Origin of the sequence: Streptomyces sp. PCS3-D2 (assembly GCF_000612545.2) — a bacterium.
Classification (GTDB): domain Bacteria; phylum Actinomycetota; class Actinomycetes; order Streptomycetales; family Streptomycetaceae; genus Streptomyces.
This window is the reverse complement of record NZ_CP097800.1, coordinates 3,801,584-3,822,836: the sequence shown is the minus strand read 5'-3', so window position 1 is coordinate 3,822,836 and position 21,253 is coordinate 3,801,584. Positions and strand designations below refer to the sequence as shown.

The window sequence follows — 21,253 nt, the reverse complement described above, 5'->3', positions numbered from 1 at the left end:
GACATGAAGCTGCTCGCCATCGAGGCCAGCCAGAACGCCACCTACTACGTCTCCCGCTACCAGCAGATCGAGGAACGCGGCGCCCGGGTCTTCGTACTGAACGGCATCGGAACCGAGGACTTCTGGGACGCGGACCGCTACCGGATCGCCGGATCCAAGCACATCGAGGACATCGTCACGGCCGCCAAGGCCTGGCACGCGGAGGAGGACTTCGAGGGGGTCCTGACCTTCTCCGAGTCCGGGGTCGTCACGGTGGCGGTCGTCGCCGAGGCGCTCGGACTGCCGAGCATCGGCTTCGAGGCCGCCCGCACCAGCCGCAACAAGCTGCTCATGCGCCAGGCGCACGAGCGCGGCAGCGCGGCGCACCCCGGGTTCCGCTACGCCCCCGACGTCGAGGCGGCCCTGGCCGCCGGCGAGGAGCTCGGCTACCCGCTGATCCTCAAGCCGACCCTCGGCGCCGCCAGCAACTTCGTCTTCAAGGTCGACGACCCCGAGGAGATGCGCGCCCGCTTCGCGGACGCCACCTCGGGCATCGAGACCATGACCTGGGCGCTGATGGAGGCCGACGGCCTGGACCTCGGTCCGCACGGGATCATCGTCGAGGGCTACCTCGACGGGCACGAGCACCTCATCGAGGCGCTGGCCTGGGACGAGGAGGTGTACCTCGGCTCCATCGTGGACCGGATCACCGTCGAGAGCGGAACCTTCGACGACGACGTCCACCACGCGCCGAGTTCGCTGACCCCGGAGCAGGTCGCCGCCGTCCACGAGGTGGTCCGGGACGCGGCCCACGCGCAGGGACTGCGCCGGTCGGTGCTCCACGCCGAGGTGCGCTTCCACCAGGGCAGGCCCTTCATCCTGGAGATCGCGATCCGCCCCGGAGGCGGCGGGCTCGACCACATGGCCCGCATCAGCGCCGGCCACGACCCCATCCAATGCGTGTCGGACGTGGCCCGCGGCATCCGGCCCGACGTCTCCCACTACGCGCCGACCGAGGTGCACACCGCCGCGATGTGCCTGATCAGCGGCGCCGGCACGGTCGAGTCGATCGACGTGCCGAGCGAGGTGGCCGAGGACCCGGCGCTGTTCTTCCTCAAGATCACCGCCACCCCGGGCAGCGTCATCAAGCGGCCGCCCGCGGGCAACAACATCCTCGGCTTCATCGGGGCCACCGGCACCTCCTTGACCGAGGCGCTGACCGCCGCACACGTCGCGGCCGGCCGCATCCGTACCGAGATGAGGCCCGAGCATGGCTGAGACCGTCCGGCGCACCGCCACCAGGCGCCACTACCTGATGTGCCGGCCCACCCACTTCGAGGTGAGCTACGCGATCAACCCGTGGATGAACCCGGACAAGCCGATGGACGCGGCTCTGGCTCTGGCCCAGTGGGAGCGGGTCCGGGACCTGTTCCTCGGCCTGGGCCACGAGGTCTCGTACATCGACCCGGTGCCCGGCCTGCCGGACATGGTGTTCTCGGCCAACGGCGCCACCGTGGTCGACGGGAAGGTCCTGATCGCGAAGTTCCGCCACCAGGAACGGGCGGCCGAGGCCGACGCCTACCGGGCCTGGTTCGAGGAACACGGCTACACCGACATCAAGGTCCCGGACCGCGTCAACGAGGGCGAGGGCGACTTCGCCCCGGCCGGCCGGCGGATCCTGGCCGGCGCGGGATTCCGCAGCGACCCCGGCGCGTTCGAGGAGCTCCGCGCGTTCTTCGGCCTGCCCGTGGTCGGCCTGGCCCTGACCGACCCCCGCTTCTACCACCTGGACACCGCGCTGTGCGTCCTCGACGACGACCTGGTGATGTACTACCCCGCCGCCTTCTCCGACGAGAGCCGGGCCGTGCTGCGGGAGCTGTACCCGGACGCGATCCTCGCGACCCGGGAGGATGCCGAGGCCTTCGGCCTCAACGCGGTGAGCGACGGACTGAACGTGGTCCTGACGGAGACCGCGACCGGCCTGATCGATGAGCTGAGGGCCCGCGGATTCGAGCCCCACGGCGTGGACATGTCGGAACTGCTGAAGGCCGGCGGCGCGGTCAAGTGCTGCAGTCAGGAGATACGGGCCACGTGATCGACTACGACGGCAGGAGTTTCCGCAACACCGGATACCCGAAGGACGAGGACGCCCCCGTCGGCCACTACCGCCAGGAAGGGGACCTGCTCTGGGCCGACTTCGACGGGGGGCCCGTCCGCCGCGGTTCGCTCAACGGGCGCGTGGAGCCCGACGGCAACCTCGAATTCGCCTACACGATGGTCCTCGCGAGCGGTGAAGTGATCGCGGGCAGGTGCTGGAGCACCCCCGAGTTCCTCGACGACGGACGGATCCGGCTCAACGAGCGCTGGGAGCGCTACGGGGCCCACTCGGACAGCGGTGAATCCGCATTGGAGGAAGTACGGACATGACCCCGCCCACGACCCCGCTCCGCGGGGGGAGCGTGACCTGGGCCTGCACCAGCGGATTCAGCCCGGTCTTCATCTTCCCCTTCACCCCCGGCGAGTACTACGGGGTGGCCAACCTGCACGAGTTCCAGACACTGATGTACCGCCCGCTCTACTGGTACGGCTCCGGCGGCCAGCCGACGGTCGACTACGAGCGCAGCCTCGCCGAGCCCCCGGTGTGGAGCGAGGACGGCCGCACGGCGACCATCACCGTCAAGCCCTACCGGTGGTCGAACGGCGAGACCGTCAACGCCGACAACGTGATGCTGTGGATGCACCTGCTGGAGGCTGAGAAGGACAGCTTCGGCGGATACACGCCGGGCTTCTTCCCGGACAACCTGACCGGCTACGAGAAGGTCGCCGAGGACAAGGTGAGCTTCACCTTCGACCGCGCCTACTCGCACAACTGGGTCCTGATGAACCAGTTCAGCACCATCACCCCGCTGCCCAGGGCGTGGGACCGCACCGGCGACGACCGGCCGGCCGACGCCACCCACGACCCGTCCCAGGCCTCGGCGGTCTACGCCTACCTGAGGGCCTGCAACGACGAGCGCAAGAGCTGGGACACCAGCCCCGTCTGGGGTGTGGTCAACGGCCCCTGGAAGCTGACGCGTTACACCATCGACGGGGTGTCGGGCGAAGCGGTCCTGACGCCCAACGAGAGCTACAGCGGCCCCAACAAGCCCTACCTGGACGAGTTCCGGCTGATTCCCACCGGCTCGGACACCGAGCAGTACGAGATGCTGCGCCGCGGACCCGAGGCGGTCGACGGCGTACAGGTCGGATTCCTGCCCTTCGACGAGGTCACGGAGCCGGCCGAGGACCTGCTGGCCGGCGGGCCGAACCCGCTCGGCGAGCACTACGACCTCGTCCCCCAGCTCACCTACAAAATCCATTACTTCCCGATCAACTTCAACAACCCCACCGTTGCCGGAAAAATCTTCAAGCAGCTCTACTTCCGCCAGGCACTGCAGTCCTGCCTCGACTCCCGGGGCGCCATCCGCGACGTCTACAAGGGCTACGGCTACCCGACCACCGGGCCCATCCCGGCGCTGCCCGACAGCCCACTGCTCTCCCCCGCCGCGCACGACGACCCGTACCCCTTCGACGTCGAGGCGGCCCGGACCTTCCTGACCGGGAACGGGTGGGACATCAGCTCCACGCCGGGCGTCTGCGTCCGTGAGGGCACCGGCCCCGGTGAGGCGGGCGAAGGCATCCCGGCCGGCACTCCGCTGCGGTTCTCGATGCGCTACGCCGCGGGGCACGAGACCCTCACCGAGGTCATGCGAAAGTTCGCCGCCGACGCCGCACGGGCCGGCATCGAGATCGTGCTGACCGAGGTCGAGGCGAGCGTCCTGGTCCTGGAGGACACCACCTGCACCCCCGGTCCCGACAGCCCGTGCCTGTGGGAGTTCAGCGACTGGAACGGCGGCTGGGGCTACGGCCCGGGCTTCTACCCCACCGGTGAGGCGCTCTACTCCAGCGGATCCTCCGTCAACTTCGGCAGCTACAGCGACCCGAAGGCGGACGAGCTGATCGCCCGGACCGTGGTCAGCGACGACCTGGAGGACCTGTACGCCTACCAGGACTACATCGCACAGCAGGTTCCGGTGATCTGGATGCCCAACTTCCCCTTCCGCCTGCTGGAGGTCGCCAAGGGCCTCCAGGGCGTCGCCCCGATCAACCCCTTCGGACTGATCAACCCCGAGGACTGGCACTACGCCGGCACGGCCGCGGAAGAGGCGGAGGCCCACTGATGTACCGGACGCTGCTCGACCTGCTCGACCTGCACCAGGCCCGCTACCGCCTGATCGACCACCCGGCCGAGGGCCGCACGGACCTCGCCAGCGTGCTGCGCGGGCACCCGCTGGAGCAGGCCGCCAAGTGCATCATCGTCCGCGTCAGCATCACCAAGCGGGTCGGCAAGTACGTGCTCGCGGTGGTCCCCGGAGACCGCCAGGTCGACCTGGCCGCGGTCGCCGCGCTGTTCGGCGGAGGCCGCACCGCCTTCGCCACCCCGGAGATCGCCGAACGGCTGGCCGGCAGCGTCTGCGGCACCGTGATGCCGCTCAGTTTCCACCCCGACCTCCACCTCGTCGTGGACGAGGGCCTGGCACTCACCGAAGAGATCTACTTCAACGCGGCCCGCCTGGACCGCTCCGTGGCCCTGTCCACCTCCGACTACCTCGCCATCGCCAAGCCCGTGCTGGCCGCGATCGCGACGGCCGGGGACCGGGTCCTGACCAACTCCGCGAGGTGACGGACATGACCGATGACGCCCACACGACCGATGACGGCGTGGTGATCCTGGTCGGCAGCGGACAGCGCGCCTACCGCGAGTACCTGCTCGCGGGCGCGGCCCGCCGGCGCCCGATCTGGATCCTGGACGCGGCCGAACCGACCTGGCAGCGCGACCACGTACTGGGCTCCACCACCGTGGAGCTGCTCGACCCGCAACGCCTCGTGCCCGACACGGAAGGCCTGATCAAGGCTGCCGAAGCGGTCGCCGCCGAGCACCGCGTGGTCGGCGTGTTCAGCTACGACGAGACGCTCGTCGTGACCACGGCCCTCATAGCCGAGCGGCTCGGCCTGCCCGGACTGACCTTCCAGGGGGCGGACAACTGCCGCAACAAGCACAACACCCGGCAGCTGCTGACCGCCGCCGGGCTGCCCCAGCCGCACTTCGCCTACGTGACGGGAGCGGACGAGGCGCTCGCGACGGCCGACGCCTTCGGCTACCCGGTCGTCCTGAAGCCCCGCGGCATGGGCGCCAGCATCGGCGTCATCAAGGTCGACGGCCCCGAGGGGGTCCGTGCCGCCTTCGAGGTCGCGGACGCCGCCAGCCGCGGCGGGAACAGCGACTACGAGGGCGGGGTGCTGGTCGAGGAGTGCGTCATGGGCCCCGAGATCAGCATCGACGGCACGGTCTTCGACGGCGTCTGGAGCCCGCTCTTCCTCGCCCGCAAAGAAGTCGGCCTCGCGCCCTACTTCGAGGAGACCGGGCACACCGTCAGCGCCACCGACCCGCTGCTCGCCGACCAGGAGCTGCTGCGCGTGCTGCGGGCCGCACACCGGGAGCTGGGCATCGGCTACGGGATCACACACACGGAGGTGAAGCTCACCACCCGAGGTCCGGTGATCATCGAAGTGAACGCCCGCCTCGGCGGCGACCTGATCCCCTACCTGGGCAGCCTGGCCACCGGCGTCGAGCCGGGCGAACTGGCCGCGGAGATCGCCTCGGGCACCCTGCCGGAACGGGAGCCGACGCTGTCCCGCACGGTCGGCATCCGCTTCCTCTACCCGCCACGGAACGGCACGGTCCGGTCGATCGACGCACCCGCCGTCACGGACGTGCCGGGGCTGCTGGAGGCCAACGTGATGGTGCCCGCCGGCACGGAGCTGCTGCTGCCGCCGGACGGCTACCTCAGCCGCTACGCCAACCTGATCTGCGCCGGCGACGACTTCCTGAGCTGCGAGGAGTCCCTCGCCAAGGCCGAGGCGCTGACCACCATCGTCCTCGACAGCTGACGCGTCGGGAACCGGACACCAAGAAAGGAGGAGGGTGATGTCGGCGAGGGTAACGGTAGTGGGCGCGGGCGTGATCGCGCTGCTGACGGCGGTCGAGTGCGTGCTCGACGGACACCGGGTCACGATCGTCGACCAGGGGCCCATCCCGCACAGCCGGGCCACCTCTTTCGACCAGCACCGGATCCTGCGGGCCCTGCATCCCGCGGACCCGCAGACCACCGGCGCCGCCCTGCGGGCACACCGGCGGTGGATCGAGCTGGAAGAGCTCCTCGTGACGCGCTTCTACGAGCAGGTCGGTGCACTCACCGTCGTGCCGCCGGCGGCGGCCGCGGACGGGGCAGCCATGATCGTCAGGGCCGGGGGGAGGGCGACGGAGCTGACCTCGGCCGGCCTCGCCGACCGCTACCCGAACCTGCACCTGGACGGCGGCCTCGGCGGGGTGCTGGAGACCGAGGCGGGCGTCCTGCTGGCCGAACGGGTCCTCGCGGCATGCGTCGGCTGGCTGAAGTGGCAGCGCGGCATCGAGCTGATCGAACACCGGCCCGTGACCGCCGTCGACGCCGACAGCGGCACCGTACGGCTGGTGGACGGGCAGGTGCTGCACGGCGACGCGGTCCTCATGGCGGTCGGCCCCTGGTCGCGGGACCTGCTGCCGGCGGGCATGTCCGAACAGCTCACGCTCTACCGGCAGTCCCTCCTGTATTGCAGGGTGCCGCGGCGGCAGGCGGCCGCCTGGGCCGCCACCCCGGCCGTGCCCGCCCTCGGTACGAGGGGCGGAGCCTGGCTGATCCCCCCGGTGGCGGGCACGGCCCTCAAGCTCACCTCGGCCACCGCCTGCCGGGCGGTGGACGCGATCACCGACTACGCCACCGACCCGTACTGGCAGCGCAAGCTGGAGAAGGAGTTCGGGGACGTCCTCCCCGGCTTCGGGCCGGCCTGGGTCGCCACCGCCAAGGACGCCTACTACTCGGCGTTCGCGCCCACCGGCGGCCCGTTGGTCGTCGCCCTCGGCGGCGCGGGATACGCGTACGCGGCCTGCGGCGGGACGTCCTTCAAGTTCGCGCCGCTCATCGCAAGGTCGCTCGCCGACCGGCTGGGCGGCCGCAGCCCCGCACCGATCGGTGTCGGCGCGCTCGACGGGCCGCTGGACGTCCACGCCCCGCAGCTCGCGGGCCTGTGAGCGGGGGGCCGGCGTGACACCGACGGAGCGGGCCGCGGTCACGGTGGACGACGTGCGTCGGCTGGCGCTCGCCCTGCCGCGCACCCAGGAGCATCTCGTCCGGGACCGGGTGAAGTTCCGGATCGGCAGGATCGTCTATCTCGCGCTCTCCCGGGACGAGAGCGAACTGGGCTTCGCCTTCCCCAAGGAGGAGCGGGCGGCGCTCGTCGCCGCCGAACCCGCGAAGTTCTTCCTGCCCCGGGAGTCGGATCTGCGCTTCCACTGGGCGCAGGCCCACCTCGCCGCCCTGGACCGCGAGGAGCTGACGGAACTGGTCACCGAGGCCTGGCGGATGGTGGTGCCGGCGAGGGTGGCCCGCGAACACCTCGACCGACCCCCGGCGGGGACCGCGGCGGGGGACCCGGCGGGCCCGGCCCCGGTCCCGTCACCGCCCACGCTGGCCCGGCTGCATGCCGCGGCGGAGGTGTTCAACGGATTCGCCGGCGTGGACCGCAGCTGGCTGGCACTGCGCGAGGAGACCGGCGCCCTCGACGTCTCCGCCGCCGCGCACCGCACCGCCCTGCACCGCTGGCTCAACTCCTGGGGATGCCGCATCCGTTACCCGCGCGAGGGCGAGCCCGACGCCTTCGGGGCGGGACTCGCGGCCTGGTGGGAGCGCCACCGGGGGGTGCCGGACGCGCCGCTGGCGGCGCTCGGCCCCCGCGAGATCTCCCGGCTCGCGAAGGCCTACGCGGAGCTGGCGGCCGTACCGGTCGGCCGCCGCAGCCTCGGCCCGACCGCCGCCTCCAAGGCGCTGTACGCGCTGCGCCCCGCCTCGGTCATGCCCTGGGACGCGGCCATCGCGGAGCGACTCCACGGCGCCCGGGACGGCGACGCCTTCGCCCGCCATCTGCGGACCGGCGGTGCCTGGGCGCGCGCAGTGCTCGCCGAGGCCGGAGGGTTGCCCGAGGCTTCCGTCTGCGCCGATCTGGGCAGGCCGCACGTGTCCCTGGCCAAGATCCTCGACGAGTACCTGTACGTGACGATCACCCACGGGGCGCGGACGCCGCCCCCGGCGGGAGCCGCCGGCTGAGAACGGCGCGGTCCCGCGGACCGGGCGGCCAGGTCCGCGGCGCGGCCTGCGGCGCGGACCGCGGGCGCCGGCCTACCGCGCCGCCCGTGCGGGCACCTGCGCCGCCGACCGCGGCGCCCCGGCCGGGGACTCGTCCGTCGGGTCCGGCTGGGTCAGCGCGAAGGCCCGGGCCATGGGCGTGAGCCCGTACTCCCCGGGCACGTCGGAGTGGTCCAGCAGGCCCGCGTCCAGGAGGCGTTCGAGGAGGTCCTCGACCGGCTGCGCGGAGCGCTCCACCAGGACGGCGAGCGCGTCCGCGGACTCGTACACGACGTTGTCCACCGAGGGCGGTCCGTCCGACCCGGCGAACTGCCTCAGCACCAGGCGGGCCCACGGGGTCAGCTGGCGGTAGGCGCTGTCCAGGCGGGTGACGAGGGCGTCGTCGCCCACCTGCAGCCGGCCCAGGAACCGGCCCGGTTCCCCGGGCCCCTCGCCGACCAGGTCGGACACCGCGTCCTGGAGCATCCACTCCGGACGGGCCGCGAGCCGCCGCGCGGCCAGGTTCAGGGCCAGCGGCAGGTCTCCGCAGGCCTCGGCCAGCCGCAGGCAGGAGCGCGGATCGGTGCCGACCCGGTCCGCGCCCAGCGACTGGGCGAGCAGGTGCATGGACTCGTCGCGGTCCAGGACGGGCATCCGCAGCCGGCACACCCCGTCGAGGCCGAGCAGCCGGGAGCGGCTGGTGATCACGACGCGGCTCTCGGGCGCGGCGGTCAGGAGCTCGCGCACCTGGCGTTCGTGCTGCACGTTGTCGAGCAGCACGAGGATCCTGCGGCGGTCGAGCACAGACCGGTACAAGCCCATTCTCTGCCCGGGGTCGTTCGGGATCCGGTCGGCCGGGATACCGAGCGCTTCGAGGAAACCGCCCGCGATACCCGCGGCGTCCTTGCGGCCGTCCGCGGCGGGGTCGAGGTTCGCGTAGAGCTGTCCGTCGGGCAGGGCCGTCGCCAGTTCGTGGGCCAGCCGCAGGGCGAAGGCGGACTTGCCCGCACCGACCTGACCGCTGATCAGCAGGGGGACCGCGGCCGGCTGGCCGCCGTGCGCGGGCGCGGTCAGCGACCTGGCCTGCTGGATCAGCTCGACGCGTCCCACCAGGGCGCGGGGCTCCATCGGCAGCTGGGCCGGCGGGGGCAGTACGGCTCGTACGTCGGCGGCGCGCAGTTCGTTCTCCTGGTGCTGCTGTACGGCCTTGGCCGCGGGGCGGGGGTTGCCGTCCTCGGGCACGGGGCGGGCCGCCTCGTGCCACCGGCGTTCCCAGGTGGCGCGGTCACCGCCGCAGGCCTCGGCGAAGGCGAGGGCCACCTGGAGGGTGGGGAGCCGGTATCCGGCGGCCGCGTCGGAGAGCACCGACGCGGAGAACCGGGCCCGCATGGCCATGTCGCGGTAGCCGGGGCTGCCCGCCGCGGCACGCAGACTGCGCAACTCCCGGGCGAACGCGGTGACCGGTCCGGCATCGGGGGCCAGCGGTCGCTCCAGTCTTCCCACACCCGTCTCCTTTGGCACTCGCTCTGTCCGCGGCCCGTCGAGGCCGGCCCGTGAACTGTCCGTGCCGTGCTTCCTGATCTGCTACCGGATGCTTACCGCCAGCGAGGAGTAACCCCTATGATCCGGTTGACATGGCCTGGCCAGGGGTCTGTTGAGGGGGGTGGATGTCCCATGCCTGGGGCGGATGCGGAGTCAGGTGAGAGACCAACGGACGGGGCAGGGGGGACTCTGCTGCGGTTCAACGTGCTCGGATCCCTTGAGGGGTGGTTCGGACAGGCGCGGCTGAGGCTGGGGGGAGCGATTCAGGAACGCGTCCTCTGCATGCTGCTGCTGGAATCCGGCCGGGTGGTGCCGGTCGCCCGGCTCGTCGAGGCGACCTGGGAGCAGGACCCGCCGGTGACCGCCGCGCACCAGGTGCGCAAGGCCGTCGCGGACCTGCGCAGGCGCATACCGGCCGGCACCGAGGTGATCGCGACCGACGGGCCCGGCTACCGGGCGGTGGTGACGGACGACCAGGTTGACCTCCTGGAGTTCGACGCGCTGACCGGGAAGGCCGGCCAGGCCCTGCGGGAGGGTCGCCGCCCGGCGGCCGCCGAGGCGCTGCGGAGCGCCCTCGCGCTGTGGCGGGGCTCGGTCCTGTCCGGTACGGGCGGCCGGGTGATCGAAGCCGCGGCGACCGCGCTGGAAGAGCGCAGGCTGGCCGCGGCGGACCAGTTCTTCGACCTCAGCCTCGCCCTGGGGGAGTCCGGCGATCTCATCTCCGGCCTGCGCGCGCTGATCACGCAGCACCCGCTGCGGGAGACGCTCCGCGGGCAGCTGATGCTGGCCCTCTACCGGTCGGGGCGGCAGGCGGAGGCGCTCAAGGAGTACGGGGAGGTCCGCGAGCTGCTCGTGGACGAGCTCGGGATCGATCCGGGCCCGCGGCTGGCCAGGTTGTACGAGGCGATCCTGCGGGACAGCCCCGAACTGGCCGCTCCGGAACGCCCGGCCGCCGAGCCCGCGGCACCAGCCGGCGCGGTGCCCGAACCGGATGGTCCCGCACCGGCGGCGGCACCGGAACCGGCCTTCCCGGTCCCCGTACCCGCCGTCGGGCCGCAGGCCCCGGCGGAGCGGGTTCCCGGACAGCCGCAGGCGCCGCCGCACGCCGCGGCCACCTCCGGGGACGCCCCGTGCACGCTGCCCTACGACCTGCCGGACTTCACGGGCCGCACCCGCGAACTGGCCGAGCTGTTCGACTACGCCCGGGGCAGCGGCCGGGGCGGCGACCGGTACGCCCGCGTCGTCGCCGTCGACGGCATGGGCGGCATGGGCAAGACCACCCTCGCGGTGCGGGCCGCCCACCAGCTGGCCGACCGGTACCCCGACGGGCAGCTCCACATCGACCTGCACGGATTCACTCCCGGCGGCAAGCCGGTGTCGGCCGCCGCCGCCCTCGACAGCCTCCTGCGCACCCTGGGCACCCCGGGCGACCGCATCCCGGAGGACCTGGAGGGGCGCAGCGCACTGTGGCGGACGAAGCTGGACGGGCGGCGGATGCTGCTGCTGCTCGACAACGCCGTCGACGCCGCGCAGATCCGGCCGCTCCTGCCGGTCTCGCCCGGCAGCCTGACGCTGATCACGAGCCGCGGCCGGCTCCTCGACCTCGACGGCGTCGAGTGGGTGTCCATCGGGATGATGGAGCCCGAGGACAGCACCAGCCTGATGACCGAGACGCTCGGCGAGGCCAGGGTGGCGGCCGAGCCCGAGGCGTCCGCCGAACTGGCCCGGCTCTGCGGCCACCTGCCGCTCGCCCTGCGCATCGCGACGGCCCGGCTGCGCAACAGGCCGCGCTGGACGGTGCGGTACCTGGTCGAGCGGCTGCGCGACGAGACGCGCCGGATGGACGAGCTGAGCTCGGGCGAGCGCAGCGTGGCGGCAACCCTGCGCCTGTCCTACCTGGCCATGGACGAGGAGTACCGGACCGCGTTCCGCATCCTCAGCCTGTACCCGTGCGCGGGCACCGACGTCTACTCGGCGGCCGCGCTCCTGGGGACGTCGGTCCGTGACGCCGAGGACGCGCTGGAGTTCCTGCTCGACGTCCACCTGGTGCGTCAGCCCGACATCGGTCTCTACACCTTCCACGATCTGGTGCGCAGTTTCGCCCAGAGCCTGCGGGGTCCGGCGACGGCGGACGACGACGCGGCGGCGGTCGAGCGGCTGCTCAGCTACTACATGACGGCCTCGGACGCGGCCTGCGAGGTGCTGTTCCCGGGCCGTGAGCGCAGGCCGAGCGGCATCGCGCCGTACGAGGGCGAACGGCCCGGCTTCAGGGATGCCGAGCAGGCCCTGAACTGGTTCGTCCGCGAGCAGGCGGGACTGCTCGCGGCGGTGGCCCTCGCCGAGCGGTCCGGTCACGACCGGTACGCGGCCTGCCTGAGCCGAAACGTCGGCTTCCACCTGTACGCACAGGGGCAGCTCGACGCGTTCTGGAGCGTCGGGCATCTCGCGGTGGCCGCCTCCCGGCGGCTCGACGACCTCTCGCTCCTCGGCATCAGCCTGTCCAACCTGGGAGCCGCCTGCTGGAAGCTGGGGCGGTTCGAGGAAGGACTGGAGGTCGCCACGGAGGCGCGCGACACGGCGATCCGCGCCGGGGACCGGCACACCGAGGGGCACAGCGAGTCGACCATCGGGCTGCTGATGACGATGCTCGGGCGGTACGCGGAGGCCCTGCCCATCCTGGAGCGGGCCGTCCGCCTGGCCAAGGAGCTGAGCGGCCCCGCGACGGCCGCCGAGACGCTGACCATCCTCAGCACCCTGTACGAGCGGTGGGGACGCTATCCGGAGGCGGCCGACGCAGCCCGTGAGGCGCTGGAGATCGCCCACGGCCGGGGCAACGAGATCATGGCCCTGACCGATCTGGCCTTCGCCCAGGTGGGCCTCGGCGAGTACGCGGACGCGGACGCGGGCCTGAAGCGGGCCCGCGACCTGTGCGACGAGACCCGGTCGCCGGGCGACGTCGCCCTGGTGTTCGCGCTGTCCGCCCGGGTCGCCATGGAACGGGGCGACACCTCGCAGGCCCGGACGTTCGCCGAGCGGGCGCTGGTCCTCGGGCGGGCGAGCGGAGCACCGATCCGGCTCGCCAAGGTCGAGAACATCGTCGGCCAGCTGCACATGAGATGGGGGGAACACGAGGCGGCCATGGCGATGCACTCCCATGCCCGCACGATCGCCTCGTCGATGAGCTTCCGGGCCGAGGAGGCCTTCGCGCTCGTCGGCCTCGCCCATGCGGCCGAGGTGTTCGGCGATTCCGCGGCGTCGGCCGAATACCGGGCGGCCGCCGAGGAGTTGTTCGACTTCATGGATTTGCCGGCGCATCGCAGGGCCTACTGACCCCGCACGTGGAAGTGCCCCGCACCGGGATGTGTGGTGCGGGGCACTTCCGTCTCGTGCGCTACAGGCCGGTCACTTGCCGGTGGGGCCCGGGGAGGGGAGGCCGGGACCCCGGTCGTCCGCGAGCACCTCGTACCCGGAGGGCTGGCCGGCGTCCGCCGTACCGACCGTCACGCCGGTGCCGATCACCAGGGCCGCCGCGATGATCCCGATCAGTCCGACCAGCTTGCTGCGCATGTTCTGAACCCCCTGGTGTGTGGTGCCCGGTGCGCGGTTCCCGTGTGGTGCGGTGGCCGCTCTCGACAGGACAAAGACTCGTCGAGGCGATTACCGGTCCGTTCCCCTCTCGATACCGCTCGTGACGGCCGGGCGGGAACGGCCGTTCCCGGTCCGTTCCCGGTCGGGTTCGGTGGCCGCCGCGATCCGCGATCCCCTGGCTCCGACCAGCACGTCCGTCCTCGTGGTGCCCCGTTCGTACCCGGCCAGGTCGAGCAGGGCGCGCACGGTCGCGCGAACGCCCGCCTGCTCGCCGTCGGGCAGTGGCGCCGCGTTCCCCTCCGGAGTGATCCCGGCGACCAGGTGCATGCCGTCCACCGTGAGCGTTTCCACCTGGAACTTGGCTCCCGTCAGGAGCTCCTCGACGAGGTAGGGGGCGGAATGCCGTGCGGTGACGGCCCGTTCGGCCCACTGGTCGAGTCCGGAGCGGTCGTGCACCGGTACGGTCCACCAACAGCCCGCCTTGTCAGCTGACTTGATGACCACCGGAAGGGGGAAGTCCTCGGCCAGGGTGCGCGCCTCGGCGATGGAACGGGCCTCTTCCGCGCGGACCGCGGAGGTCCGGCTCTGGTTGAGGATGCGCCGGATCGCCACCGCGTCGGGCAGCCGGCCCGTCGGCTGCCCGACCGCCGGCGACAGTTCCCGCAGCAGGTCCTCGGCGGCGGCGGCGCCGCTCCCGAGCCCCCTCTCCAGGTCGCTCGCGAGGTACAGGACGTGGCCGATGCCGTGCTCGGCGACCGCACGCGCCAGCACGTCCCGCAGCGCGAGCGGGTCTGCGAAGTCGACCCGCAGGAGCTGGTGCGCGGGCAGGCCGGCGGGGGGCTGCGGGTGCGGGGGGCCGGAGCCGGTGTCCGACACCACCCAGACGTCCAAACCCGCCGTGACCGCGGCGTCCAGGAGCCCGGGCCCGGGCCCGACCAGTACGACCCGCTCCGCGGCCTGTTTGATGATCACAGAATTCTCCTCCATCGTGTCCCACGATGTTCGCGGCGTGCTTTCCCGCTTCCTTCCCGACGTGTTCCCATGGGGGTGCGGGGGCCCACGTCCCCCGGACGGCCCCGCCACGGGGCCGGCCGGCGCCGGGTGGCAGACAGTGGGGAAGGGCACCGAACCAGGGGGGACCAGCACGCCGGAGGCGTATGCACATGGGACTCTTCGACTTCCTGAAGTCCGACAGGCACAAGGCCGACGAGGCGGCCGCGAAGGCACGGGAACAGGTGGTCCAGCAGCCGGACCCGGCGGCGCGGCCCCCGGCGGGCTCGGCGGCCGACGCCGCGGCGGCCACCAAGGCCGCCGCCGAACGCATGGCGGCGGCCGCGCCCGCCCGGCCCTCCCCCGCGACCCCCGCGACCCCCACGCCCGCTTCGGCGGCCCACAAGGCCGTGCCGGCCGCCCCCAGGCCGGCCACGAGGCCGAAGCCTGCGCCGCTCTCGACGGCGCGCGGCGCCGCGCACACCCCCACACCGCACTCGGCCGCGCACAAGGCGGTGCCCGCGGCTCCGGTGGCCAGGCCTCCCGTCTCGGCCGGGCACCGCACGTACACCGTCCGGGCCGGTGACTCGCTGGCCGGGATCGCCCACCGTGAGCTCGGCAACGAGGCCCGCTGGCGCGAGCTCTACGCGATGAACCGGGGCGTCATCGGAGACACCCCGGACCGCGTCAGCCCGGGCATGGTCCTGACCCTCCCCACCTGAGCACGCGCGGAAGGGGCGGCGGCCGGACCCTCGGGTCCGGCCGCCGCCCCTTCCGCGCGAAGCCGCTACGCGAGCGGGTCGGTTCCCGACCCCGCCTCGCGCTCCTTCTCCGCCAGCTCGTCGTCGAAGCTCGCCGGTGCGGCATCGCGGTCCGACAGCTCGGTCGCCGCGGGCGGCTCGACCAGCCAGTCCGGGTTCGACTGCTGGTCCCACCACCGCCACGCCAGGTATGCGCCGGCGGCGACCAGGCCGACGAGCGCGGCTCCGCGCAGCACCTTGCCGCGGCGCCGTGCCCGCTCGTGCTTGCGTACCAGCCGTTGCACTTCCTTGGCGGTCACCTGGCCGCGCAGCGCCGCCAGGGCGGCCGTCGAACGCGACGCGGCCTCCTCGGCCACGGGCGTGGCGGCTGCGATCGCGCTCTCGATCTTCGGCTGCGTGTAGTCGGCCGCCTGACGGGCCGCCAGCAGCGTCTGGTGGACCGCCTTCGTCGCAGCCCGGTCCACGGGCGGCGGCACGTGCGCCCGCGCCGCCTTCAGCCGCGGGTGCAGATGGCAGTCGTAGGTCATCCGGGCCTGGCGCGCCGCGCCGGTGGCAGCCTGGGACATCATCGGCGTCAGCCGTTCGTTGGCCTCGTGCGCGTAGTGCACCGCAGCGTCCCTGGCGGATTCCGCGTACGGCGCCACCATTTCAGCCGCGTACCGCACGCTCTCCCTGGCGCTCTCGGCTGCCAGGCGCGCGCTGTCCTTGCCGGTCACGGGATCCTCCTCCTCGGTGGCGGACACAGTTCACCTTTCCACCCTTTGTCGGATCATGCCTGCCACAGCGCCGAGCGGCATGCGCGACAGGGCATACGGGTGGACGATTTCAGTGCCGCGGAGCGCTCCGTGCGACCATCTGGACCGACAGTGATGACTATGGAAGGCAGATCCGTGGCCGAGAAGCTCTACGCCACCCTGAAGACCACCCGCGGCGACATCGAGATCGAGCTGCTGGAGAACTTCGCTCCGAAGACCGTTCGGAACTTCGTCGAGCTCGCCACGGGCGCCCGCGAGTGGACCCGTCCCACGGACGGCCAGAAGACCACCGACCCGCTCTACGACGGCACCGTCTTCCACCGCGTCATCAGCGGCTTCATGATCCAGGGCGGCGACCCGCTCGGCAACGGAACCGGCGGCCCGGGCTACGCCTTCGCGGACGAGTTCCACCCCGATCTGGCCTTCACCAAGCCCTACCTGCTCGCCATGGCCAACGCCGGCCCGGGCACCAACGGCTCGCAGTTCTTCATCACCGTCGCCCCGACCGCCTGGCTGACGCGCAAGCACACCATCTTCGGCGAGGTCGCCGACCCGGCGAGCCGCAAGGTCGTGGACGCCATCGCCGCCAGTGCCACCAACCCGCGCACCGAGCGGCCGCTGGACGACGTGATCATCAAGTCCGTCGTCGTCGAGAAGCGCTGACCCCTCCGCCCGCTCCGCCAGGCCCCCGGGAACCTTTCCGCCCCGCCCGTCCGTCCTGGATACGTACCGGAACCGGATACGTACCGGACCGGCGGGGTCGCACCGCCTGCCCTGCCGCCGACCGAGGGGACCGATGGACACCGACCGTCTGCCGGGCTGCTACCGCCACCCGGACCGCGACACGGGGATCAGCTGCACCCGCTGCGAGCGCCCCATCTGCCCCGAGTGCATGATCAGCGCCTCGGTGGGCTTCCAGTGCCCCGAGTGCGTACGCGAGGGCTCCGGGACCGGGCACCGGCCCGCCGCGAACGCGCCGCGCACCCTCGCGGGCGGGGTGGTCGCCGACGATCCCCACCTGGTCACCAAGATCCTCATCGGGATCAACGCGGCGGTGTTCCTCGCCGGCCTCGCAGCACCCGCGATCGTGATCCAGCTCGAACTGCTCGGCCGCTACGTCGAGTACTTCGGCGCTCCGTTGGAAGGGGTCTCCACCGGCCAGTACCACCGGCTGCTGACCTCGGTGTTCCTGCACGTCGAGTGGTGGCACATCACCGGCAACATGATCGGCCTGTGGGTGATCGGAGGCCCTCTGGAGGCGGCCCTGGGCCGCGCCCGCTACCTCGCCGTCTACCTGCTCTCGGGCCTGGGCGGCAGCGTCCTCGTCTACCTGCTGACCCCGCCGAACACCCCGACCCTCGGCGCCTCCGGGGCGGTCTTCGGCCTGCTCGGCGCCACGGTGGTGCTGGTGCGGAGGCTGCGGTACGAGATGCGGCCGGTGATCGTCATGGTCGTGCTGATGCTGGTGCTGACCTTCTTCCCCTTCGGCGGTGCCCTCAACGTGTCCTGGCAGGCCCACGTGGGCGGTCTGGTCACCGGCGCGCTGGTCGGGCTCGGCATGCTCACGCCGACCGCCGCCCGGCATCGCGCACTCGTCCAGTGGGGCACCTGTGCGGCGGTGTTCCTGCTGGCAGCAGCGCTGATCATGCTCCGTACGGCGGAACTCACCTGATCACACCGGCGTCAACTCTCCACAGAGTTATCCACAGATCTTCTGCCTTTTCCTCAGCTGTGGATGACGCTGTGGATAACTCCTGGGGAGAGCTTCCGTCAGGGACGGCCGGGTGCTACTTCCACTGCGTGGAAACGCCGAATCCCGCCGCGATGAAGCCGAACCCGACCACGATGTTCCAGTTGCCCAGCGCCTCGACCGGCAGCTGGGTCTCGGTCACGTAGAAGACGACGATCCACGCGAGACCGATCAGGAAGAACGCCAGCATGACCGGGGCCACCCAGCTGCGGTTCGTCAACCGGATGCTCTGCGGCTGCCGCGTGGGCGGCGGGGTGTAGTCGTCCTTCTTGCGGATACGTGACTTCGGCACGAGGGGCTCTCCTGTCGATGCGCTGGGGACCTTGCCTGCCCCGGGCGTCCGTTAGCGTAGTGGACCTGTGGCGTTGAAGGAGAAGGGTACGTTGAGCAATTCAGACGACTCCTCCGCGGGTACCCGCCGCCGGGCCAGGCCGGTCCGGTTGCTGACGGCCGCCGTCTTCGCCCTGGCCGGGCTGCTCTTCGTCACCAGTTTCAACACTTCCAAGGGTACGAACATCCGGACGGACGCCTCCCTCCTGAAACTGTCCGATCTCATCGAGGAGCGCAGCCAGGACAACGCGGAGCTGGAGGAGAGCACCGGAGCGGCCCGCCGCCGCGTGGACGCCCTCGCCGCCCGCGACAACGGCAGCAGCCGGGCACAGGACGCCGAGCTGGCCGCCCTGCGGGCCGCCTCGGGCACCGAGGAGCTCTCCGGCAAGGGCCTGACCGTCACCCTCAACGACGCCCCTCCCAACGCCACCGCCCGCATTCCCAACGTGCCCGAGCCGCAGCCCAACGACCTGGTGATCCACCAGCAGGACCTCCAGGCCGTGGTGAACGCCCTGTGGCAGGGCGGCGCCCAGGGCATCCAGGTCATGGACCAGCGGCTCATCTCCACCAGCGCGGTGCGCTGTGTGGGCAACACCCTGATCCTCCAGGGCCGCGTCTACTCGCCCCCGTACAAGATCTCCGCCGTCGGCGACCCGGCGGCGCTCAAGAAGGCCCTCGCCGCCTCCCCGGCCCTGCAGAACTACCAGGCGTACGTGAACGCCTACGGCCTGGGCTGGAAAGTGGACGAGCACAAGGCGCTGACACTTCCCGCCTACTCCGGCACAGTGGACCTCCACTATGCGAAGCCGGTGGGCGCCACCCCGTGACCGGGTCCGTTCCGACGCCGTACTGCGGCTGGCGGTACGGACGTTCAGCGAGGCGTGCCTGACGGCCGGCGCGCTGATCGTGCTCTTCGTCGCCTACGTCCTGCTGTGGACCGGGGTCACCGCGGACCGGGCCGCGGCCGGCGAGATGGCCCGGCTGCGCGACAGCTGGGCGGCCGGCGCACCGCGGGCGGCGCCGGCCGCCGCGCCCGGGGCCGCCCCGCTGCCGCCGGAGTCCACCGCAGCCGAGCCCCCGCCCCGCCACCCCGCGGGCCGGGCCTTCGCCGAGATGTACGTACCGCGCTTCGGCCCGGACTGGGTCCGGCCGGTCCTGGAGGGCACGGACCCCGAGCTGCTGAAGAAGGGCCTGGGCCACTACACCGCCACCGCCCCCCTCGGGGCCGTCGGGAACTTCTCCGTGGCCGGCCACCGCCGCACCTGGGGAGACCCCTTCAAGGACTTCCCGAAGCTGCGCCCGGGGGACGAGGTGATCCTCAAGGACGCGGGCACCCGGTACACGTACACGATCCGGGCCGGGCCCCTGCGCATCCTGCCCACCGACGTCGGAGTGGTCGACCCGGTCCCCGGCGGGTCCCCCTTCACGGCGCCGGGCCGGTACCTGACGCTGACCACCTGCGACCCCGAGTGGGGACACAGCCACCGGCTGGTGGTCTGGGCGGAACTGACCGGAACGCACCCCGCGGCGCAGAGCGGGCCGGGGGGTTCGTCCAGGTGACCCTCTCCGCCGGGCCGCTGCCTTTAGTCTGTTCGCGTACCGCCCCCGCGGTGCGTTGAACGAATATGGACGAAAAGGAATCAGGCGGCATGTACGGCTGGATCTGGCGGCATCTGCCGGGCAACGCGTGGGTGCGCGCCCTGATCTCCCTCGTACTGGTCCTCGCCGTGGTCTTCGTGCTGTTCCAGTACGTCTTCCCGTGGGCCGAGCCACTCCTTCCGTTCAACGATGTGACGGTGGACGAGGGATCGGGAGCCAGTCCGTGAGCGCACGCATTCTGGTCGTGGACAACTACGACAGCTTCGTCTTCAACCTGGTCCAGTACCTCTACCAGCTGGGAGCCCAGTGCGAGGTCCTGCGCAACGACGAGGTCGCCCTCGCACACGCGCAGGACGGCTTCGACGGGGTGCTGCTCTCCCCCGGACCGGGCACGCCCGAGCAGGCCGGCGTCTGCGTCGACATGGTCCGGCACTGCGCCGGCACCGGCGTCCCCGTCTTCGGCGTGTGCCTGGGCATGCAGTCGATGGCGGTGGCCTACGGAGGCGTGGTGGGCCGGGCCCCGGAGCTGCTGCACGGCAAGACCTCGCCCGTGGTGCACGGCGGGCTCGGCGTCTTCGAGGGACTGCCCTCGCCCTTCACCGCGACCCGGTACCACTCCCTCGCGGCCGAGCCCGCGACCCTGCCCGACGTGCTGGAGGTCACGGCGCGGACCGAGGACGGGATCATCATGGGCCTGCGCCACCGGGAGCACGACGTCGAGGGCGTGCAGTTCCACCCCGAGTCGGTGCTGACCGAATGGGGCCACCGGATGCTCGCGAACTGGCTGGTCCGGTGCGGTGACGCCGGCGCGGTGGAGCGCTCGGTGGGGCTGGCCCCGGTGGTGGGCAAGGCCGTCGCGTGACGACGGTCGCGCCGTCCGCGCCCACGGAGGGCCGGGCCGCGCGACGCAGGGCAGCTCAGGAGGCCGCGAAACGGGCCGCCGGGAACACCCGGCGGCGGGGCGGACGGCGGCGGGGCGGACGGCGGCGCAAGCGGCCGGCGTCGGGCGGCCCGGTGGTCATCGCGAGCCGGCTGGGCGGGGAGCTCTTCATCACGGCGGGCCTGGTGATGCTGCTGTTCGTCGCCTATCAGCTCTGGTACACGAACGTGGTGGCGGAGCGGACGGCGAACGGCGCCGCAGGCTCGCTGCTGCAGACCTGGGAGCGGCAACCGGACGGCGGCGGGACGGCCCCGCCGGTGACGGCCTTCGAGCCGGGCCAGGGCTTCGCCATCCTCCACATCCCCAAGCTGGACGTGAAGGTCCCGGTGGCCGAGGGCATCAGCAAGCCGAAGGTCCTGGACCGGGGCATGGTCGGGCACTACGGCGAGGGCGCGCTGAAGACCGCGATGCCGGCCGACAAGCAGGGCAACTTCGCGGTGGCCGGACACCGCAACACCCACGGCGAGCCGTTCCGCTACATCAACCGGCTGGTGCCCGGGGACCCCGTCGTGGTCGAGACCCGGGACGCCTACTACACGTACGAGATGACCTCGTCGCTCGCGCAGACACCGCCGACGAACATCGGAGTGATCAAACCCGTGCCGGAGGGCTCCGGCTTCACCTCCGAGGGCCGGTACATCACGCTGACCACCTGCACCCCGGAGTTCACCAGCACCTACCGGATGATCGTATGGGGCAGGATGACCGACGAACGACCGCGCAGCCAGGGCCCGCCGCCCGCGCTGACCAGCTAAGGA

The 21,253-nt window shown here is 72.2% G+C and carries 21 protein-coding genes and 1 pseudogene; 17 read left to right on the top strand and 5 right to left on the bottom strand.

Translation table 11 applies throughout. From position 1 onward, the window contains the following. Nucleotides 1-3: 3 nt before the first annotated feature. The 8 genes from AW27_RS16655 to AW27_RS16620 are packed head-to-tail and all read left to right on the top strand — an operon-like array spanning nt 4 to nt 8,222. Complete coding sequence (locus AW27_RS16655; RefSeq protein WP_037920463.1) at nt 4-1,257, top strand: ATP-grasp domain-containing protein; 1,254 nt, start codon at nt 4-6, stop codon at nt 1,255-1,257. Continuing rightward, on the top strand, nt 1,250-2,074 hold the full coding sequence (gene ddaH / locus AW27_RS16650) for a dimethylargininase (RefSeq protein WP_037920466.1): 825 nt from the start codon (nt 1,250-1,252) through the stop codon (nt 2,072-2,074). The genes AW27_RS16655 and ddaH overlap by 8 nt, the downstream gene beginning before the upstream one ends. Beyond that, nucleotides 2,071-2,406, top strand: coding sequence for an avidin-fold protein (locus AW27_RS16645; protein WP_037920467.1), 336 nt, complete (start codon nt 2,071-2,073; stop codon nt 2,404-2,406). Before ddaH ends, AW27_RS16645 begins: the two co-directional genes overlap by 4 nt. Then, a complete protein-coding gene (locus AW27_RS16640; protein ID WP_037920468.1) occupies nt 2,403-4,199 on the top strand; it encodes an ABC transporter substrate-binding protein in 1,797 nt (598 codons plus the stop codon). Before AW27_RS16645 ends, AW27_RS16640 begins: the two co-directional genes overlap by 4 nt. Beyond that, entirely contained in the window at nt 4,199-4,702 is a 504-nt protein-coding gene (locus AW27_RS16635; protein WP_037920470.1) for a YbaK/EbsC family protein, read from the top strand. The genes AW27_RS16640 and AW27_RS16635 overlap by 1 nt, the downstream gene beginning before the upstream one ends. A 5-nt stretch (nt 4,703-4,707) precedes the next feature. Then, complete coding sequence (locus tag AW27_RS16630) at nt 4,708-5,970, top strand: ATP-grasp domain-containing protein (protein ID WP_037920472.1); 1,263 nt, start codon at nt 4,708-4,710, stop codon at nt 5,968-5,970. Between the two features lie 37 nt (nt 5,971-6,007). Next, the gene (locus AW27_RS16625; protein WP_037920474.1) at nt 6,008-7,150 is read left to right on the top strand and encodes an NAD(P)/FAD-dependent oxidoreductase; all 1,143 of its coding nucleotides are present in this window, start codon (nt 6,008-6,010) and stop codon (nt 7,148-7,150) included. Nucleotides 7,151-7,163: 13 nt separating this feature from the next. Next, a complete protein-coding gene (locus AW27_RS16620) occupies nt 7,164-8,222 on the top strand; it encodes an MmcQ/YjbR family DNA-binding protein (RefSeq protein ID WP_037921339.1) in 1,059 nt (352 codons plus the stop codon). A gap of 72 nt (nt 8,223-8,294) precedes the next feature. Here AW27_RS16620 and AW27_RS16615 read toward each other — a convergent pair whose 3' ends face one another. After that, nucleotides 8,295-9,743 carry a helix-turn-helix domain-containing protein gene (locus AW27_RS16615; protein ID WP_052030351.1) on the bottom strand — a complete coding sequence of 483 codons (1,449 nt, stop codon included), beginning with the start codon at nt 9,741-9,743 and terminating at the stop codon, nt 8,295-8,297. Between the two features lie 321 nt (nt 9,744-10,064). Here AW27_RS16615 and AW27_RS16610 point away from each other — a divergent pair, with 321 nt between their 5' ends. Further along, nucleotides 10,065-13,112 carry an AfsR/SARP family transcriptional regulator gene (locus AW27_RS16610; RefSeq protein WP_236647593.1) on the top strand — a complete coding sequence of 1,016 codons (3,048 nt, stop codon included), beginning with the start codon at nt 10,065-10,067 and terminating at the stop codon, nt 13,110-13,112. Between the two features lie 72 nt (nt 13,113-13,184). Here AW27_RS16610 and AW27_RS16605 read toward each other — a convergent pair whose 3' ends face one another. Further along, nucleotides 13,185-13,349 carry a hypothetical protein gene (locus AW27_RS16605; RefSeq protein WP_157840211.1) on the bottom strand — a complete coding sequence of 55 codons (165 nt, stop codon included), beginning with the start codon at nt 13,347-13,349 and terminating at the stop codon, nt 13,185-13,187. 90 nt (nt 13,350-13,439) lie between these two features. Further along, nucleotides 13,440-14,342, bottom strand: coding sequence for an ATP-grasp domain-containing protein (locus tag AW27_RS16600; protein WP_037920477.1), 903 nt, complete (start codon nt 14,340-14,342; stop codon nt 13,440-13,442). 191 nt (nt 14,343-14,533) lie between these two features. Here AW27_RS16600 and AW27_RS16595 point away from each other — a divergent pair, with 191 nt between their 5' ends. Continuing rightward, on the top strand, nt 14,534-15,082 hold the full coding sequence (locus AW27_RS16595; protein WP_157840212.1) for a LysM peptidoglycan-binding domain-containing protein: 549 nt from the start codon (nt 14,534-14,536) through the stop codon (nt 15,080-15,082). A gap of 65 nt (nt 15,083-15,147) precedes the next feature. On the opposite strand, the gene AW27_RS16590 is transcribed toward AW27_RS16595, so the two are convergent. Further along, the gene (locus tag AW27_RS16590; protein WP_052030353.1) at nt 15,148-15,864 is read right to left on the bottom strand and encodes a DUF5324 family protein; all 717 of its coding nucleotides are present in this window, start codon (nt 15,862-15,864) and stop codon (nt 15,148-15,150) included. A gap of 147 nt (nt 15,865-16,011) precedes the next feature. Here AW27_RS16590 and AW27_RS16585 point away from each other — a divergent pair, with 147 nt between their 5' ends. Together AW27_RS16585 and AW27_RS16580 are read left to right on the top strand one after the other, a co-directional pair. Beyond that, nucleotides 16,012-16,539, top strand: a complete 528-nt coding sequence (locus AW27_RS16585; RefSeq protein ID WP_037920482.1) for a peptidylprolyl isomerase — start codon at nt 16,012-16,014, stop codon at nt 16,537-16,539. 133 nt (nt 16,540-16,672) lie between these two features. Then, on the top strand, nt 16,673-17,548 hold the full coding sequence (locus tag AW27_RS16580) for a rhomboid family intramembrane serine protease (protein ID WP_037920485.1): 876 nt from the start codon (nt 16,673-16,675) through the stop codon (nt 17,546-17,548). Between the two features lie 115 nt (nt 17,549-17,663). On the opposite strand, the gene crgA is transcribed toward AW27_RS16580, so the two are convergent. Then, entirely contained in the window at nt 17,664-17,918 is a 255-nt protein-coding gene (crgA, locus tag AW27_RS16575) for a cell division protein CrgA (RefSeq protein WP_030762414.1), read from the bottom strand. A gap of 91 nt (nt 17,919-18,009) precedes the next feature. Between crgA and AW27_RS16570 the strand changes: the two genes are divergently transcribed. The 5 genes and pseudogenes from AW27_RS16570 to AW27_RS16550 form a co-directional block, all read left to right on the top strand. Further along, nucleotides 18,010-18,783 carry a DUF881 domain-containing protein gene (locus AW27_RS16570; RefSeq protein WP_037920487.1) on the top strand — a complete coding sequence of 258 codons (774 nt, stop codon included), beginning with the start codon at nt 18,010-18,012 and terminating at the stop codon, nt 18,781-18,783. Next, entirely contained in the window at nt 18,755-19,516 is a 762-nt protein-coding gene (locus tag AW27_RS16565) for a class E sortase (RefSeq protein WP_078556282.1), read from the top strand. The genes AW27_RS16570 and AW27_RS16565 overlap by 29 nt, the downstream gene beginning before the upstream one ends. Nucleotides 19,517-19,605: 89 nt before the next feature. After that, the gene (locus tag AW27_RS16560; protein WP_037920490.1) at nt 19,606-19,782 is read left to right on the top strand and encodes a hypothetical protein; all 177 of its coding nucleotides are present in this window, start codon (nt 19,606-19,608) and stop codon (nt 19,780-19,782) included. Then, the gene (locus AW27_RS16555; RefSeq protein WP_037920495.1) at nt 19,779-20,417 is read left to right on the top strand and encodes an aminodeoxychorismate/anthranilate synthase component II; all 639 of its coding nucleotides are present in this window, start codon (nt 19,779-19,781) and stop codon (nt 20,415-20,417) included. The genes AW27_RS16560 and AW27_RS16555 overlap by 4 nt, the downstream gene beginning before the upstream one ends. A 155-nt stretch (nt 20,418-20,572) precedes the next feature. After that, a pseudogene (locus AW27_RS16550) lies at nt 20,573-21,250 on the top strand (class E sortase); the annotation flags it as partial. Nucleotides 21,251-21,253: the final 3 nt, after the last annotated feature.

Bases quoted from the DNA above. Each gene is read 5' to 3' on its own strand.
- AW27_RS16655 (WP_037920463.1), top strand. From the start codon at position 4: ATGAAGCTGCTCGCCATCGAGGCCAGCCAGAACGCCACCTACTACGTC.
- ddaH (WP_037920466.1), top strand. From the start codon at position 1,250: ATGGCTGAGACCGTCCGGCGCACCGCCACCAGGCGCCACTACCTGATG.
- AW27_RS16640 (WP_037920468.1), top strand. From the start codon at position 2,403: ATGACCCCGCCCACGACCCCGCTCCGCGGGGGGAGCGTGACCTGGGCC.
- AW27_RS16635 (WP_037920470.1), top strand. From the start codon at position 4,199: ATGTACCGGACGCTGCTCGACCTGCTCGACCTGCACCAGGCCCGCTAC.
- AW27_RS16630 (WP_037920472.1), top strand. From the start codon at position 4,708: ATGACCGATGACGCCCACACGACCGATGACGGCGTGGTGATCCTGGTC.
- AW27_RS16625 (WP_037920474.1), top strand. From the start codon at position 6,008: ATGTCGGCGAGGGTAACGGTAGTGGGCGCGGGCGTGATCGCGCTGCTG.
- AW27_RS16610 (WP_236647593.1), top strand. From the start codon at position 10,065: ATGCTGCTGCTGGAATCCGGCCGGGTGGTGCCGGTCGCCCGGCTCGTC.
- AW27_RS16605 (WP_157840211.1), bottom strand. From the start codon at position 13,349: ATGCGCAGCAAGCTGGTCGGACTGATCGGGATCATCGCGGCGGCCCTG.
- AW27_RS16595 (WP_157840212.1), top strand. From the start codon at position 14,534: ATGGGACTCTTCGACTTCCTGAAGTCCGACAGGCACAAGGCCGACGAG.
- AW27_RS16580 (WP_037920485.1), top strand. From the start codon at position 16,673: ATGGACACCGACCGTCTGCCGGGCTGCTACCGCCACCCGGACCGCGAC.
- AW27_RS16565 (WP_078556282.1), top strand. From the start codon at position 18,755: ATGCGAAGCCGGTGGGCGCCACCCCGTGACCGGGTCCGTTCCGACGCC.
- AW27_RS16560 (WP_037920490.1), top strand. From the start codon at position 19,606: ATGTACGGCTGGATCTGGCGGCATCTGCCGGGCAACGCGTGGGTGCGC.